13 protein-coding genes and 1 pseudogene are annotated in these 14,194 nt (G+C 43.3%); 8 read left to right on the forward strand and 6 right to left on the reverse strand.

Features of this window, described 5'->3' with window-relative positions:
* Positions 1–222: 222 nt before the first annotated feature.
* The 3 genes from HQM11_01390 to HQM11_01400 all read left to right on the forward strand — a co-directional run bounded on the left by HQM11_01390 (position 223) and on the right by HQM11_01400 (position 3,487).
* Positions 223–876 (forward strand): hypothetical protein, encoded by a 654-nt coding sequence (locus tag HQM11_01390; GenBank protein MBF0349652.1) that lies wholly within the window; start codon positions 223–225, stop codon positions 874–876.
* Between the two features lie 27 nt (positions 877–903).
* Entirely contained in the window at positions 904–2,022 is a 1,119-nt protein-coding gene (gene aroB, locus HQM11_01395; protein ID MBF0349653.1) for a 3-dehydroquinate synthase, read from the forward strand.
* Between the two features lie 283 nt (positions 2,023–2,305).
* Positions 2,306–3,487 carry an FIST C-terminal domain-containing protein gene (locus HQM11_01400; protein ID MBF0349654.1) on the forward strand — a complete coding sequence of 394 codons (1,182 nt, stop codon included), beginning with the start codon at positions 2,306–2,308 and terminating at the stop codon, positions 3,485–3,487.
* Positions 3,488–3,491: 4 nt separating this feature from the next.
* On the opposite strand, the gene HQM11_01405 is transcribed toward HQM11_01400, so the two are convergent.
* Positions 3,492–4,679 carry an NnrS family protein gene (locus HQM11_01405; GenBank protein MBF0349655.1) on the reverse strand — a complete coding sequence of 396 codons (1,188 nt, stop codon included), beginning with the start codon at positions 4,677–4,679 and terminating at the stop codon, positions 3,492–3,494.
* 94 nt (positions 4,680–4,773) lie between these two features.
* On the opposite strand from HQM11_01405, the gene HQM11_01410 reads away from it, so the two are divergent.
* From HQM11_01410 to HQM11_01425, 4 genes and pseudogenes are all read left to right on the forward strand, one after another.
* The gene (locus tag HQM11_01410; protein ID MBF0349656.1) at positions 4,774–4,965 is read left to right on the forward strand and encodes a transposase; all 192 of its coding nucleotides are present in this window, start codon (positions 4,774–4,776) and stop codon (positions 4,963–4,965) included.
* A gap of 29 nt (positions 4,966–4,994) precedes the next feature.
* Positions 4,995–5,183: pseudogene (locus HQM11_01415) on the forward strand (PIN domain-containing protein).
* 659 nt (positions 5,184–5,842) lie between these two features.
* On the forward strand, positions 5,843–6,079 hold the full coding sequence (locus HQM11_01420; protein ID MBF0349657.1) for a hypothetical protein: 237 nt from the start codon (positions 5,843–5,845) through the stop codon (positions 6,077–6,079).
* Positions 6,076–6,327, forward strand: coding sequence for a type II toxin-antitoxin system RelE/ParE family toxin (locus tag HQM11_01425; GenBank protein ID MBF0349658.1), 252 nt, complete (start codon positions 6,076–6,078; stop codon positions 6,325–6,327). Before HQM11_01420 ends, HQM11_01425 begins: the two co-directional genes overlap by 4 nt.
* 435 nt (positions 6,328–6,762) lie before the next feature.
* Here the strand turns inward: HQM11_01425 and HQM11_01430 are convergent, their stop codons facing one another.
* Complete coding sequence (locus HQM11_01430) at positions 6,763–7,671, reverse strand: HNH endonuclease (GenBank protein ID MBF0349659.1); 909 nt, start codon at positions 7,669–7,671, stop codon at positions 6,763–6,765.
* Between the two features lie 23 nt (positions 7,672–7,694).
* On the opposite strand from HQM11_01430, the gene HQM11_01435 reads away from it, so the two are divergent.
* Positions 7,695–8,078, forward strand: a complete 384-nt coding sequence (locus HQM11_01435; GenBank protein ID MBF0349660.1) for an HIT family protein — start codon at positions 7,695–7,697, stop codon at positions 8,076–8,078.
* Here the strand turns inward: HQM11_01435 and HQM11_01440 are convergent.
* The 4 genes from HQM11_01440 to HQM11_01455 all read right to left on the reverse strand — a co-directional run bounded on the left by HQM11_01440 (position 8,069) and on the right by HQM11_01455 (position 13,943).
* Entirely contained in the window at positions 8,069–9,001 is a 933-nt protein-coding gene (locus HQM11_01440) for a phosphoadenosine phosphosulfate reductase family protein (protein MBF0349661.1), read from the reverse strand. The two genes, HQM11_01435 and HQM11_01440, sit on opposite strands and share 10 nt — an antisense overlap.
* A gap of 2 nt (positions 9,002–9,003) precedes the next feature.
* Positions 9,004–12,468, reverse strand: a complete 3,465-nt coding sequence (locus tag HQM11_01445) for a hypothetical protein (protein ID MBF0349662.1) — start codon at positions 12,466–12,468, stop codon at positions 9,004–9,006.
* Positions 12,468–13,430: a DUF4007 family protein gene (locus HQM11_01450; GenBank protein ID MBF0349663.1), complete on the reverse strand. Its 963-nt coding sequence runs from the start codon at positions 13,428–13,430 to the stop codon at positions 12,468–12,470. Before HQM11_01450 ends, HQM11_01445 begins: the two co-directional genes overlap by 1 nt.
* Positions 13,431–13,796: 366 nt before the next feature.
* Positions 13,797–13,943: a hypothetical protein gene (locus HQM11_01455; protein ID MBF0349664.1), complete on the reverse strand. Its 147-nt coding sequence runs from the start codon at positions 13,941–13,943 to the stop codon at positions 13,797–13,799.
* Between the last annotated feature and the right edge of the window lie 251 nt (positions 13,944–14,194).

The raw sequence follows: 14,194 nt of genomic DNA on the forward strand, positions 1-14,194 counted from the left end.
AGTTGCTCATCAGGCAATCATGGTGACAAATATCACCATGCCTTTCAATCAGGTCAAAAAAATGCATTTCCTTCTGACCATCAACCATAATACGATAAGGTGAACCTCGTTACTTGCTTTATCGGAACATTTGTTTAAAACTTTAGACATCATTGAGAGATTTTCTTTTTCTCTGGAAATTCTTTCTGAATCTATTTCAATGACCTTTCACGAAGAGGAGCCGTGAAGATATATGAACGCTTCTGTGGTTTATCAATAGTCCATAAAGCCATCATTGTCGGCCTGATCTCAGGAATTGCGTGGCTGGGATGTTTGCCCTCAGCAATTTCCCAGGAGTTTCCAACAGACCGAATCTATTTGCGGCGGATGCAGGAAACGCAAATTAAAAAACAAGCCTATGATGCCAAAATGCGGTTGAACCAGGCAAAGGGTTTCAATGATGGCAATTCCTATCTTGAATATCAGGATATGATGCGCAGAAAGCAGGAAGTTGCCAATCAGAAAGAGGCGGAAATTGAACGCAAAGCCACCGCCAAAGAGGCAGAACGCAGACGTTTGGCCCAGGAAGCACGCAAGCGACGGGAGGAAAAATTTGCCAAACTGTCCGGGGGAAGCACCTTGGGTTATGTTAACAAACAAGAGCAAGGTTATCAGCAGTTTATGAAAGAACATAAGAAAACATCGGACAAACACACACGCCTTGAGGAACAGATTCGGAGTAAACAGGAACGCGCCTACGCAGAACAAATGCAGCGCTTTGGCAAAATATTGGAGCAAAACCAGAATGCGGCCAGCGCACAACAGGAATCCCAACAACAGCATGCGATCCGAATGGCCAGAGAGCGTGCAAAATACAACAGGGCGACCCAGAATTAGATCACATTATCCATTGGACAGGAGTGTATGAAAGAATTGCGTGTCAATATCCCGGGCTATGAATACAACATTCATATTGGTCAGGGCATTTCAACAGTAACATTGCCCGAAACTGTGACCAGAACAAAAACAGATATGGTGGTGGTGGTGACCAATGAAACCATCAACCGGATCTATCCCGGTTTGGTGGCTGAAATGTTGAGAGAAACCGGTATCACGGTTAAAACCTGTGTGCTTCCGGATGGAGAAATTTATAAAAATATCGACACACTCAATCAGATTTATAATTTTCTGTTTGAACACCATGCCAATCGCAGAACATTGCTGATCGCCTTCGGTGGCGGTGTGATTGGTGACATGACAGGTTTTGCCGCGGCCACCTTCATGAGAGGAATCCCCTTCATGCAGGTTCCGACCACCTTGCTGGCGGATGTGGATAGCAGTGTCGGCGGAAAAACCGCGGTCAATCATCCGTTGGGGAAAAACGCCATTGGTGCCTTCAAACAACCGATCTATGTCTGCATTGATCTCAATTTTCTGAAAACACTTCCCGAGCGGGAATTGAAAGCGGGCTATTTTGAGTTGATCAAACACGGATTCATTCATGATGCCGCACTCTTTGATTTTCTACAAAATTATCGTTTTGAAAACCTGGACATGAATTTTTTTGAAGAGGCTATTTTCCGTTCGTGTCAGGTCAAAGCCCGTGTGGTGGAACAGGATGAAAAGGAAACAGGCTTACGCGCAACCCTCAATTTTGGACACACACTCGGACATTTGCTGGAAACGCACACAGGCTATACCCAATATCTGCATGGCGAAGCGGTCGGAGTGGGGATGCTGTTTGCGGCGTTTGTGTCGCATCAATGGAATTTTTTGGATACAAAGGATTTTCAACGGGTCAGTCAGACTCTGGAAGCCATTGTTGAACCGATGGTCTTGCCTGCGTTGGATTTTAACCAGTTCCAGGAACTCATGCTCCACGACAAAAAAGCGGATCAGAAATCAGTCCATTTTATTTTACTGAAAAATGTGGGAACCTGCTTTATCAACAAACACACTTCGGTAGAATCATTATGGGAAGTATTTCAGACGTTTCTGATACGCTTCCCCAAGCTAATACGGCTTGAAACTCAAGGGGGCTGATCCTCTTTTCGGTGACCTTGCCCTCTCAAACCGATGTGAGAGACTTTTTGTCAGTTCAACACAAAAAGCTTTCACATCCAGCCAAACTTCTTCGTGCAGTCTCCACCAAAACAGAACAGATCCTTGAGTAAAATCATTAAATTGAGGAAAGCTCCAGTTGCCTTAAAAATTCAGGGTTTCTCTGGATTTATGCTCTTGACGGAATGTTGTTCAATATGTCATGAAAATATAAACGCCATGGACTTCGGCATCAATCAATGGATGAAACAATCGAGAGGCCATCATGAAATGGGCATCTGCGCTTTCCGATGACGAATCACTGTATTATGCGATTCGCTACTGTTCGGAAGAAATCTTAAATCAATTCCGGGGTGAACCTCCGGATCTTGTTGTTATTTTTGTATCAGAACACTTCCGGAAATCGTTTTATCGTGTTCCTGAAATTCTGGCCTCTGAATTACATCCGCACCATGTCCTGGGGTGTTCTGCCGCAGGTGTGATCGGCTCAGGCAAAGAGTTGGAAAAGCATCAGGGGGTTTCCATCACTGCGGCGATTTTGCCCAATGTGGATTTGAATCCGTTCCATTTGAAAAACCAGGATCTGCCTTTTTTTGAAACAGGTGGCAGTTCCCGTTTTCTTAAAATTCCATCAGGGCAGGAAAATGATTTTGTCATGCTGTCCGATCCACTCAGTTTTGATTCAGAACGTTTTCTCACTCGACTGGACATGCTCTTCCCCAAGAGCCAGAAAGTTGGCGGGTTGGCCAGCGGTGGCAAAATCCAAGGCGAAAACACCCTGTTTCTGAACCAGAAAATATATGATTCAGGGATGATTGGTTTAGCGTTGTCCGGGAACATTCAAATGGATACCATTGTCGCTAGAGGGAGTCGTGCGCTTGGAATGCCCATGTTTGTGACAGAATGTCAGGAGGACGCCTTGCTGAAACTGGATGAACAACCCGCCTTGCAGATGTTACAGGAACTCTACGACAGTCTTCCAACGGAAGATCAGCAGCGATTTTCACAGGATATCTTTCTTGGCATTGCCAAAAAAGGACAGGTTTCTTATGACGACGATGATTTCCTGTTGCGGCAAATTGCAGGTATTGATCAGAAGCATCAGGCCATCATGATCCATGGTAAGGTGGAACCGTTTTCGGTGGTACAGTTTCATCTCAAGGATGGTGAATCGTCCAAAGCGGATCTGGACAGCATGTTGTTGCAGTATCAGAACCGGCTCTTAACAAACTATCCTCAGGGAGCGTTGCTGTTTTCATGTATGGAACGGGGCGCCTATCTGTTTGGCAGAACAGGCCATGAAACAGAGCGCTTTGTGCATCACATCGGCGAAATTCCTCTTGGTGGTTTTTTCAGCAGTGGTGAAATCGGCTCTGTCGAAGGGCGCAGTTCATTGCATGGCCTCAGCAGTTCCTTTGGTTTGTTCCGAACCCGAAAAAGTAAATAAATGATCAATTGCTTTTTCCATCAGTTCTGGGGCTGATCAACATCGGGAAATACAGGATCAGCATTCCGGAAAAGCCGAGGATCCACAGAAACTGTGAAATCATGATCCAATGACCATACAGTTCCTGATGAACCAGGGGTAATACAACACGGAATACAAAACTTGCGGTCAACGCAAAAAAGACATAGCTGATTTTTGCCGGTGGTTGTTGCACATTTCTGCCGGTATGTCCCAGACTCACTCGAGCCATCATTCCCACTGTCAGCAACCCCACACCGCCAATCGCAAACGCATGGAGCGCAAGAAACGGTGATAAGCCTGTGACAAACGTCAGGGCTTTCATTACGAATCCCAGAACCAGGGCGCCATAGGCCACAAACAAAATCCACAACAAAGGTTTTTTCCAGATTCCCGGAGTGTACCAACCGACCAGTCGGATTCCATGCACCAGGGCTAAAACAGCGGAAAGTCCCGCGGTTAAGGGGGAAAATGGCTCAATGAGTTCAAACACCCAAAAGATCACAAACACCAGGATGCTGGACCAGTCAATCCACTTCCAGTTTTTGAGCGTTACAGGATAGCCGACACCCCTTTCCGTAAAAAAAGGAATGATGCGTCTTCCAATAGTCATGATGAGCGCGATGATGATATAAAATCCGCCATAAAGTCCAATCCGGAGGCCCTCCGGCCAGAGTCCCAGAACACCCAGATAAAACGCGATATTGCACAACAGCAATGACAATACCTTGGCCGCGGAACTGGTGTTGCGCCATTGCCGTGCTTTCAGGATGGGGTAGGAGACCGCCACCGTGAGCAGAGCAATGAACAGATTGTCAATCAGCGCGATAACTTCCAGGGGAATCATGCCGCTTAAAAAGAACACAATCCGTCCTGTGACCCACAAGGCAAACAAACCCAGCAAGGGAACGCCTCTAACAGTCTGGATGCCGGTCCAGTTTTTTATTGCCGTCAGCAGGAAGCCTGCGATGACCGCCAGGGTATAGCCAAAAATCATTTCGTGGGCATGCCAGGTCATGGAGGGAATGGTTCCTGTGGACCAACCATGACGGTAGGCGGCCATCCAGATGCCCATGGCAATCACGGCATACAGCATGGCTCCAATAAAAAAAATCCGGAATCCAAGATCCAGCAAGGGCCATTGATTCAATGAACGTGGTGTCTGAGTTTGCATATTTTCCTGAATAAAAATTATATTTCAATATTTCTGGACTTTGAACATTTCGAGGTGTCATCGGACTTTGTCCGGGAACAATTGGGAAAATACCTTGATATTTCCAAAACCGTCAAGGATCAACCCCAAAAACTCCAACGATGGGAAAATGCCTATTTTACCCGAACGTTGGATGGTTGAACGAACTCTCGCCTGGTTTGGTGGCTTTCATCGAATCGCTAAAGACTTTGAAATTCTTATTGAAACTGCCGAAAATATGGTGCGAATTGCCATGACTGTTCTGTGATGTAAATAGTGCAGATGATATAATTATCCTTTGATGAGAAGGCTACACAATATTATGGAGAACTCAGAGTTCAGTTAGAAAAATCAGGAAATCTCATTGGTCCTTTGGATATGCTTATTGCCGCGCATGCTCTGAGTGCGGATCTAATTATGGTCACAAACAATGAAAAAGAATTTAAAAGAGTGAGAGGCTTATTTGTTGAAAATTGGAGTTCATAAACCCATATTGAGCAGGTTTCTTTCAGAAAAAAATAATTCCACCTGTGCAGGTGGTTTGAAAATGAGCCGCTAAGAACGCAAAGAACACGAAAAAAAAAGGTTTTTTATATAAATGAAGTCCTCCGTGAAACCCTGATTTTCAAGTTTTCTGGTGCATATTCCCTTTTTTACTTTGTGTTCTTCGTGTACTTCGTGGCTAAAAAAGTACCTGCACAGCTCGCAATTTTCGTAGAAAAACTCTGTTTACGGGAAGGCTATGTCCGCTTTTCTTAAAAAACGAGCAAAGGGATATTTTCTTTGATTTTAGGCAGAACTTCCATGGGAATGGTGTGACTCCATGAGCGAATGATACATTTTTAAAATTGAGAAAATGATAAATCACTAAAACATCATAGCCATCTGCTCAATGTGGGTCAAAGGGATAAATTAAGGAACAAAATAGATCTTTTCCAAAAATAAACTTTTCCTTAAAAAAACGTCAATATTCAACACCCCACGTAAAGCCCCGAACTTCAGGCCGAGGTTTTACGGACACAAAACTCATTCAGGAGTTCTCTGTTTTTCAACACAAAAAAGGACTACTTCGGTAGAAATGTGTTGAAATTCTGTAGCGTGCAACTACAATTGTAGCTATAAATCACTTTTCAAGGAGGCGCACCATGGGAACTATAGCTATTCGGTTGGATGAAGAACTGATTCAAACAGCCAAATCCGTATCATCGGCAAATTTTCGCAGCTTACCGAAGCAAGTGGAATATTGGGCGTTGATGGGGAGGATCGGGGAAGAAAACCCGGAACTGAACTTTGAGGCGATCAAAGCCATCCTGCAAGGGATTGCCGACCTCAAGGAAGGAAATGTTAAACCATTCGTGTTTAACCGTCCGAGGACGCAATGAATATCACACAGACACGAACGTTTGAGCAACAAATGAAAAAACTCAGTATGACCCAGCAGGATCATCTGGAAGACATCATTTGGCAGTTACAAATCGATCCGACATCAGGAAAACAATGGAAAGGGACTTTGAACGGATATTGGTATGTTGATTATGAGGACTCTCAGGGGAAAAAATATTTGTTTTACCAGTTCACGGAAAACCAATTATGCTTGGTTGCGGTGTTTCAAATTTCCCAAAGAATTTAACATCATACGGAACCACTGCCCATGCTCTGAGTGCGGATCTAATTATGGTCACAAACAATGAAAAAGAATTTAAAAGAGTGAGAGGCTTATTTGTTGAAAATTGGAGTTCATAAAATCACAGAACAAGTCGTTTGAGTACGTAGGAATGAGGCTTAACAGATCATTATTCTTTTATTTCTTCTTGAGTCAAAATGTCTAATTCATCAAGAAGAGACCAAAGTGGCCGATCATCTTGGTTATTCAAAATGGGCAACAGATATGGTGCGAATTGCCATGATTCGCTTCACAGTCAGAAAATGTATCTAATTTGTACCTAAAGGTTTCTAATAACGCTGTTCTTCCCGCAGTTTTTTAAAATCCGACAGCACCAACGGGACTTTGCCTTTTAAAATCATGGGATGTTCCTTGATCATCAGATTGCTCTAAATCAAGCGTTCATTCATCACTGTTTGCTGATACAGTACGGTACTTGCCACGAAAAACTTCTTTGACATGCCATGCCAGGAATTCCTGAGATGGCGCATACGATTTTCGTTGAGGATACTGAATATTTTGTCCATTAAAATTCAATAACCATTCATTAAAACCTGCCGTTCCATGAGTATTCTCGGATACATGGATTTTCAGAGCAGGAGAAATCGTAAAGGCTCCCCGGTCAAATAATTTATGATGTAGCACACATAAGGCTAACCCGTTTGATTCAACAGAAGGTCCGCCAGCCTGATGCCATTTGATATGAGCCGCTTCAAGGCAAATGGATTTTCCTGATAACCGAATATCAAAACCACAAATAGCACATCGATACTGGTATGCGATCAAAATTTTTTCACGAAACTCTGGATCACGAATTAACCGGATGTCTTTTCTTGTATTTAATTCAGGCTGGATATTAATCACACTTAAAATATCTTCATGAAGGGAATCCGGAAAGTGAGCATGCAGAATTTTTTTTACCAGACTTAACATCAATTCAGGTTGGTGGACAAATATGTCATAGATCACTGTAGGCACACCGCCACAGATATTTAAATTTAGAAGCTCCTTTCTGGAAACATCACCTTTCTTGTTTGTATGAAGATTTTCTCTATGGGGGATTTCCCAGATGCCATCATTTTGGAGGTACCAAAAAGGGTATTGAACTCCCTTTGATCCATAACGGCCAAACTCATCAAGTAGTTGAGATAAATTCTGATCTATTTGTGCATATGGAATCAGTCGATCGCCACCATTCAGATAATATCCCAAGACATAAAGCAACAGTAGGGGTTTATGCGGCGCACGCTCTTCTCTTCGTTTCCAAACTGTAATATTTTCAAATAATTTTTGAATTTCAAAACTATTCATGTCAACGCCATTGAAAGGAATTCATGTCTAAACAAACACCATGTGTATTTTGTAATATCTCTCCTGAAGAAAAAATTCTGGAAAACGAGATCGCCTATGCCCGCCACGATAAATACCCTGTAAATCCTGGACACACACTGATTATTCCTGTTCGCCATATTGAAAGTTATTTTTTAGCGACTGATGGAGAAAAACAGGCATTATGGCAGATGGTTGAAGAAGCAAAAATGATGCTGGATAACCAGTTCCAACCTGATGGATACAACATTGGAATCAATGTAGGTGAACCCTCAGGACAAACGGTGATGCATCTTCATATTCATTTGATACCCCGTTATAAGGGCGATGTGGCTAATCCGCGAGGAGGAGTCCGTGGAGTCATTCCGTCCAGACAAAATTATACATGACACACCAAACACCCGGCCTGATCTTCTTCGTCATCTAGCACATCCTCCAATATTTCAGCAAGAGGCCGATGAGGGGTATATTTTTTTTCACGGGCCATTGCTTTCTCATGCTCCGCAAGAATTTGATCTTTTCTAGCCAATAATTCCAGCAGGGATTCGCCTTGAGTCCAAGTGAACGTTCTGCCATCGCTGTGTTGTTGTTCATATTCAATCGACTTTTGAAACAAGTCGGGATGTTCTTCTGAGAGCCTCACCCATTCATATTTTCTTTGGAAAAAACAGAAGTAACAGCCTGAACGAGTTCTCCAGCGATAATAATCAGGAAGACCAATGCCGCTCTCATCCAGAACCTGTTTGACATCCTCCAGGGCGTAACCATTTTTTCTTATAGGCAGGCCAATTCCCTGTTCCTGAAACTGTTTGATGAGTTGCTGTTGATCATACGCCAGATTAGGACGGTGGCTGTTGATGATTTTGAAATCTTTTGCTTTATAAGGATAAACAGGGTGAATATTGGCTTTGGTGGAAAGGTATCCATCCCGGTTCTCATCAGCGCGGATGCCAATATAACTGTACACTTCATCATCCCCGATAAATTTTTCCAGGGGTTTAATTTTCATGTTGATGGTACACCAGCGATTGTTGGGAGAAGGTAAATAACCCCGGTTCAGATCCATCCATAAGTCAAAAACATGATATTCCCCGCCATCTTTGGTGTGGTGGAGTTCCGGTTTGAGATATTCAATGTGTATTCCCAAACGGGCCTGAATACGATCCAGATATTCGTAGGTTTCTGGCAACTCCTTGCCGGTATCACAAAAAAAATACTCCAGTTGAGGAATGGTCTTGTGGAGCAGGATCGCCAGTGCGGTACTATCCTTCCCTCCTGACAGACCTAAAATATGACGGACCTTTTTAGCCATCTTCATCCTTTCAGTTTTACGATGTTTTCAGTTTTGAGAGGTGGTAGCGGGTCAAATACTTTTTCAATAAGTTTTGCGACAACGGCCATGTTCATATTAGAGTTGTCATGATTATTGAACTGTGAGGTGATTAGAATTTCTTCCGCAAGAGCATTGATTAGATATTCCTGTTCTTTTTCTATCCAGACCATTTGTTTCTGTGCTTCGCCATTGGGATAGAAGAGTTCTACTTTATAAGTTTTAAGAGAGGAATTTTTTATTTGTGATGATGTTTGCAGGACTTCAAGCTGATTGAAATGAGTTAGGATTTTATCAATGGTTGCCACAAAATGCGCTTCATCCGTATCATTCCACGATTTTGCCGGTTTATCCGCAATAATCATTAACAACGATTCCAACCAATGCTGAGGGTCTTCTATTTGATCCACAACAGCTTCAACAAACCTTTTCATGAGTTGATCAACACATCTTCCTTTGAGTTTTTCCGCCCTGGTCTGAAGATTAACCCTAAATTCAACAGGATTAAGATTAAAAGCATTCGCAATCAATTTTTGACAGCGTTCAATCAAGAACGTATATGCGTTCCCAAGTTCAGGAATAATTTGTTCCAATTTTTCACGAAGCGTTTTAGCCTGTGCTAAATCTTCCTGAAAGATTTCTAGTGGTGACAATCCACAAGCATTGGGGATGTCAACACATAATAGCTGTTTGGGCTCCGTATTGTTGAGAACCGCCTGCCTTAACGCTATTGCTTCTGGCGATAATCGTTTGGTGTTCAAGGTATAGTTTGGCAACTTCCTCACAAATTGAATCAACGGTTTGGCAATCCCAAGCAGAGTGGGGTTTCTCAGGTTTTTGTTTTTAACCGAGGCCACCCTGAAGACGCTTTCCAATTCCCTGAAGAACTCCTTGCGTAGTCCTGTAAGCCCAAAGTACTTGATAGAAAACCGCGCGGCCTGTTTATCCATTAATTTGAAATGTTCAGGTTGAAGTAACGGAATGAAACTGCCGTCATAATAAATGCCAAGATCATCAGGATGATTGAGCAGAACGGAGGTGAACAATACTGGAAGCAATCCGATTTTTACCCCATAAGGCGGACGAGATAGCTTTTCATACAATAGATCCAATGAAAGGGGATTCTGAGTCGCAGAGAGACAAAACGCTTCAATCGTTTTCCAAACATGGAAGATTCCACATTTTTCATCCGGAGTGGCAAACTTCCACTCCTCCTCCTCCAAACGATGAATTCCTGTATTTCGCAACACAGACTCATACATACTTCTTTCGGGGCCATACCCTGTTAGACCTAACTGTTCCTGAGACTCATTTTCCAGCATGGCGTTGATCAATTCCCGACTGGCTTTGATGCCCTGGGAAGTCAGTTCGCTCCGGTTGATCAATTCATTCCATAAATGAGGGCCTGCATGATATTCACGATCACAAATTATGGATAATTGAGAACTCAGGGAAGTATGATGATTGAGGCGCATCATTTCGTTTTGATACAGACAGCCTACTTGTGACAAGGACGCATCAAAGGCGTAATTCAAGGCATGATTTAATTGTTGATTGCTGATGGCCAGTCTTTGACGCACCTCTTTGCGCGCTACGCCATCGGTTTGCAATTGTGGCGACTTTGCTTCAACCTGCCTCAAGGCCACAAATTCATAACAAGTGTTTTCTAAAGATTCATATCTGTCGGTTGTGATCACAAGAACAGGTTTTCCATCGACGGTGGCTGTGGGAAAATCCTTGATCGCTTCAATTTTCCCAATCCAGTATATCACAATGCCGTCACTGTTGGGCGCATGGCATTTGATTTTTTCCAGGTTGGAATCCTTGTCAGCATAATGCCGTTCAAAATATCTCAGCGTGCCGGTTTCATAGCTATGACGTTGCGCTACTAAAGGAGAGAGCGGACAGTAACGTCCAAGAAGAGTCGCGACAGACGTCTGTTTCAGGGTTTCCAGTTGTTCTCTGGTGGCTTCTTCAATATTAAAATCGGTGCCTTCCCAAATACGGAGTTCATTGATTTGTCGGTGCCATGTCACAAATCCTTTTGTTTGCAAAGATTCAATGATTTCTTTCCATTTGCGTTGTTCCTGCGTGTTAGCGGGTTCATCACACAGGGCATCTACTGTTAATTCAGGCGTTTTGAGGATTCCAACAAGATTCAGCACACCGATGGTTTTGAGCGTCTCAATGACCTCCGGTTCCAGCAGACGTGCGTCATGGACCCTTCCTTGAATTTCCAGCCACTTTTGAAATTGGGGTTGCGAAACGATCGACATTCCAGAGGTTTCTATAAAATAATCATAAAGCTGATGAAGTTTTAACGCTGGTAACGGTCGGCCTGAATTGGGGATCGGTTGGGTTTTTAAGAATTGTATAAAAGAAAAGGGTTCATCGCTGGTTAAAAACGTAAACAGAGACCGATCATTCTGGGCATATCGTTTACAGAGTTCCGGTAGCACGATCGCGGTGAGAGGATGTAACGGATAGATGGCTTTGATCTGTTCATGATTGAGATTTTCAAAATGATCCAGGGCTGATAATTTCTCGCTCCAATGGTTGGCCCATGTTTCAATGGCGGGTGCCAAATCTCGTGCGTTTTGATGATCAATCGCATACCCGATCAAACGGATAAACTGTTCAGAAGAATCCGCAAAAGCGATGTCTTCAAACCGCCCCTGAATTTTTGTCCACTCATTTCGTTGGGTTGAGGTGAGTCGATAGGCATAATCGTTAAAGGATTGATGGAGTAAACAAAACGTAAAGATCTTGCCTTTATCTCCTGCCGTGCTGAGTTCAGCGATTTGCTGGAGTAAATAGACATCATCATGATTTTGGGTTGTGTATTCCAGGCATTTTCCTAATTCATCAATAATCAGCAACACACCTGATTGGGATGCCTGAGCAATTTTTTGCAACAAATGGAGAGCCACTGTGTTGTCAATACTTGCTCCAGTTTCAATTTGAGACAGTTGTTGTTCCAGTTCAACGTAGACATCAGGTTTTTTCTTTTTCCAGAATTGTCCCGCTCCATAACCCAATGCCCTTACAACCGCATTGCTCATGGGTTCCCTCTGAGCGGTTACTACTGCTCTGACCAAGCCTCTTTCAGGGAAATTATTTAAAAAATCGTGAATCAGTTTGGAATCGGAATTTATGGATTCCGTCACAATTTGAACAGCGTTTTTGTGGATAAGACTATCTTTGGGGGCACAAAGAGATGCCAAAAAGTGAGCAAACGCCGATTTTCCTGTACCGTACACTCCTGTCAGCGTCCAGGCTGAGGCCATCCCTGGTGTCAGAAAAGATTTGATAAACCGCTCCAGAGCTTCAATCGACTTGGAGGTCGGTGTATATCCCAAGACACTATCCACTACCTCCAGATCTCGTTCCAGATTGATAGATCGGGTATATCGCCGTCTGAGTTTGATGACCTCTGATAGATACGGCATTAGTTCCTCCTGATATGATAATATGATTCAAGAATATCGTTGGCCAACGTTTCAGGGTTTTCAGCAAATGAAAACTGAATCAATCCGGCGGTATCTGACAAAGCAATCGATGTAAATTTTTTTGATACCTGCTCAATCGCATGGTAGAGCACACTCTCGGTGAGTTTGAAAACGAGTCCGGGGCTACCAATTTCATAAAGCAGTCTGAATATGGAGATGGTACGTGTTTGTTCTTCCTGATTGGCCGCAAATTCAAGACATGCCGCCACAATGATTTCAGGTAAAAGTCCGGGTTTCTGTCCAGAATGAAACGCATAGTGATTTCCACCTGTGTGAAGAATTAAAGAAAGCTCCGCGAAGGGGCAATCCAGCGTTTCTTCACTCATCTTGTTTGGAGATTGCCTGACGTACATGCGCAACAGGCAGTTTACATCTTTGTTCAACGAGGATTCGTTGATTTTGTGATCTGGAAAATCTTTTTGAACACCTTCATTCAACATTTGGAGTAAATCCGGTTGTGTGAATTCCATTTGACGAGATCCATTAAAAATAAGGTGCCAGGCGGTTGCGTAAGATGGTGGTTTGAGAAGATTCCAGTGCAATAACCACAGGGAACCTGAATCTTCAAGAAACGGGTCCCATTTATCTTTTCCCAAAAGTGCCTCGCCAAATGGCGTGGGAAGAAACACACCCGTCGCATCATCCAGTATTTTATAAGCCTTGCACCAATAACGTATGGCTTTGACCATATTTTTGCCCACGCCCAATGTTACAGGAGCATCGTCTCTGGAAAAAATTTGAGGATCTTCACAGGCTTTGTCAAAACCTTTTTTCAGCCAGCCAAACCGGGGATGAAACGTTTCATGCCTGGCAAATACAGGTGGGATTTTTTTTAATGAATCCATAGGCCGATGCAGGGTTGATGGTATTGTCGCAGGAGTGTTTTCAAGAGTTGGAATCATGGCAAACCTTTTCAAAATATCAATCTATGGGTAAAAAGCCCCATTTAGGGATTACAAAAAAAATAAAATACCAAAGGATCGTGATGTCAGTTAACGGTAGCCCGGGGTTACGTCCCCCGGAATGAGCCGGGACGTAACCCGGCTCTACCAATCGTCCCGTGATGGTATCGTTGAGGAGATACCTGAAAATTGGTATGGTATTTATTTTGATGTCCCTTAGGGGTAGATCATCACAGGATTTTAAGTAAATTCAGTATTTCTAAGCTTGAGAGAGGCTTGCTTGAGAATATTGAGTTTTGGCGTGTTATGTCAAGATCCCTCACAGGCGCAAGGGATCTTTTGCAGTTTTTTGTATTAGAGACGAGATCAAAACAGGCGCAACATTTTGGGAAGGGACGGGCGAGGCTCAGAGCCTGACCGTTTTTTGCGTTTTGCTTTTGACGAAATAAAGACTTGGTCTTCAATGGCGTCTACTTCTTCCCGCAAATATGCCTCAAACGTATTTAGTTTCATGGTTCCTCCTTGAATGAACAGGTGTTTCTGTTCTTATCGGCAGGAAACCATCAAACTTAAGGCGAAAACCGGAAAAAAATATACCGGGAATGGTGGCCCCGGGTTCAAGACTGTTAATTTAATAAATTACCAGCGAGAAAATCCCCCTTTTCAAAGGGGGCATGGGGGATTTAAAGCTCAGAATGACATCCCCCTAACCCCCTTGAACCAAGGGGGAATTGGTGTCAGTGCCTTCACAGGGCTTAACTTAA

Source organism: SAR324 cluster bacterium (assembly GCA_015232315.1).
Classification (GTDB): Bacteria; SAR324; SAR324; order SAR324; family NAC60-12; genus JADFZZ01.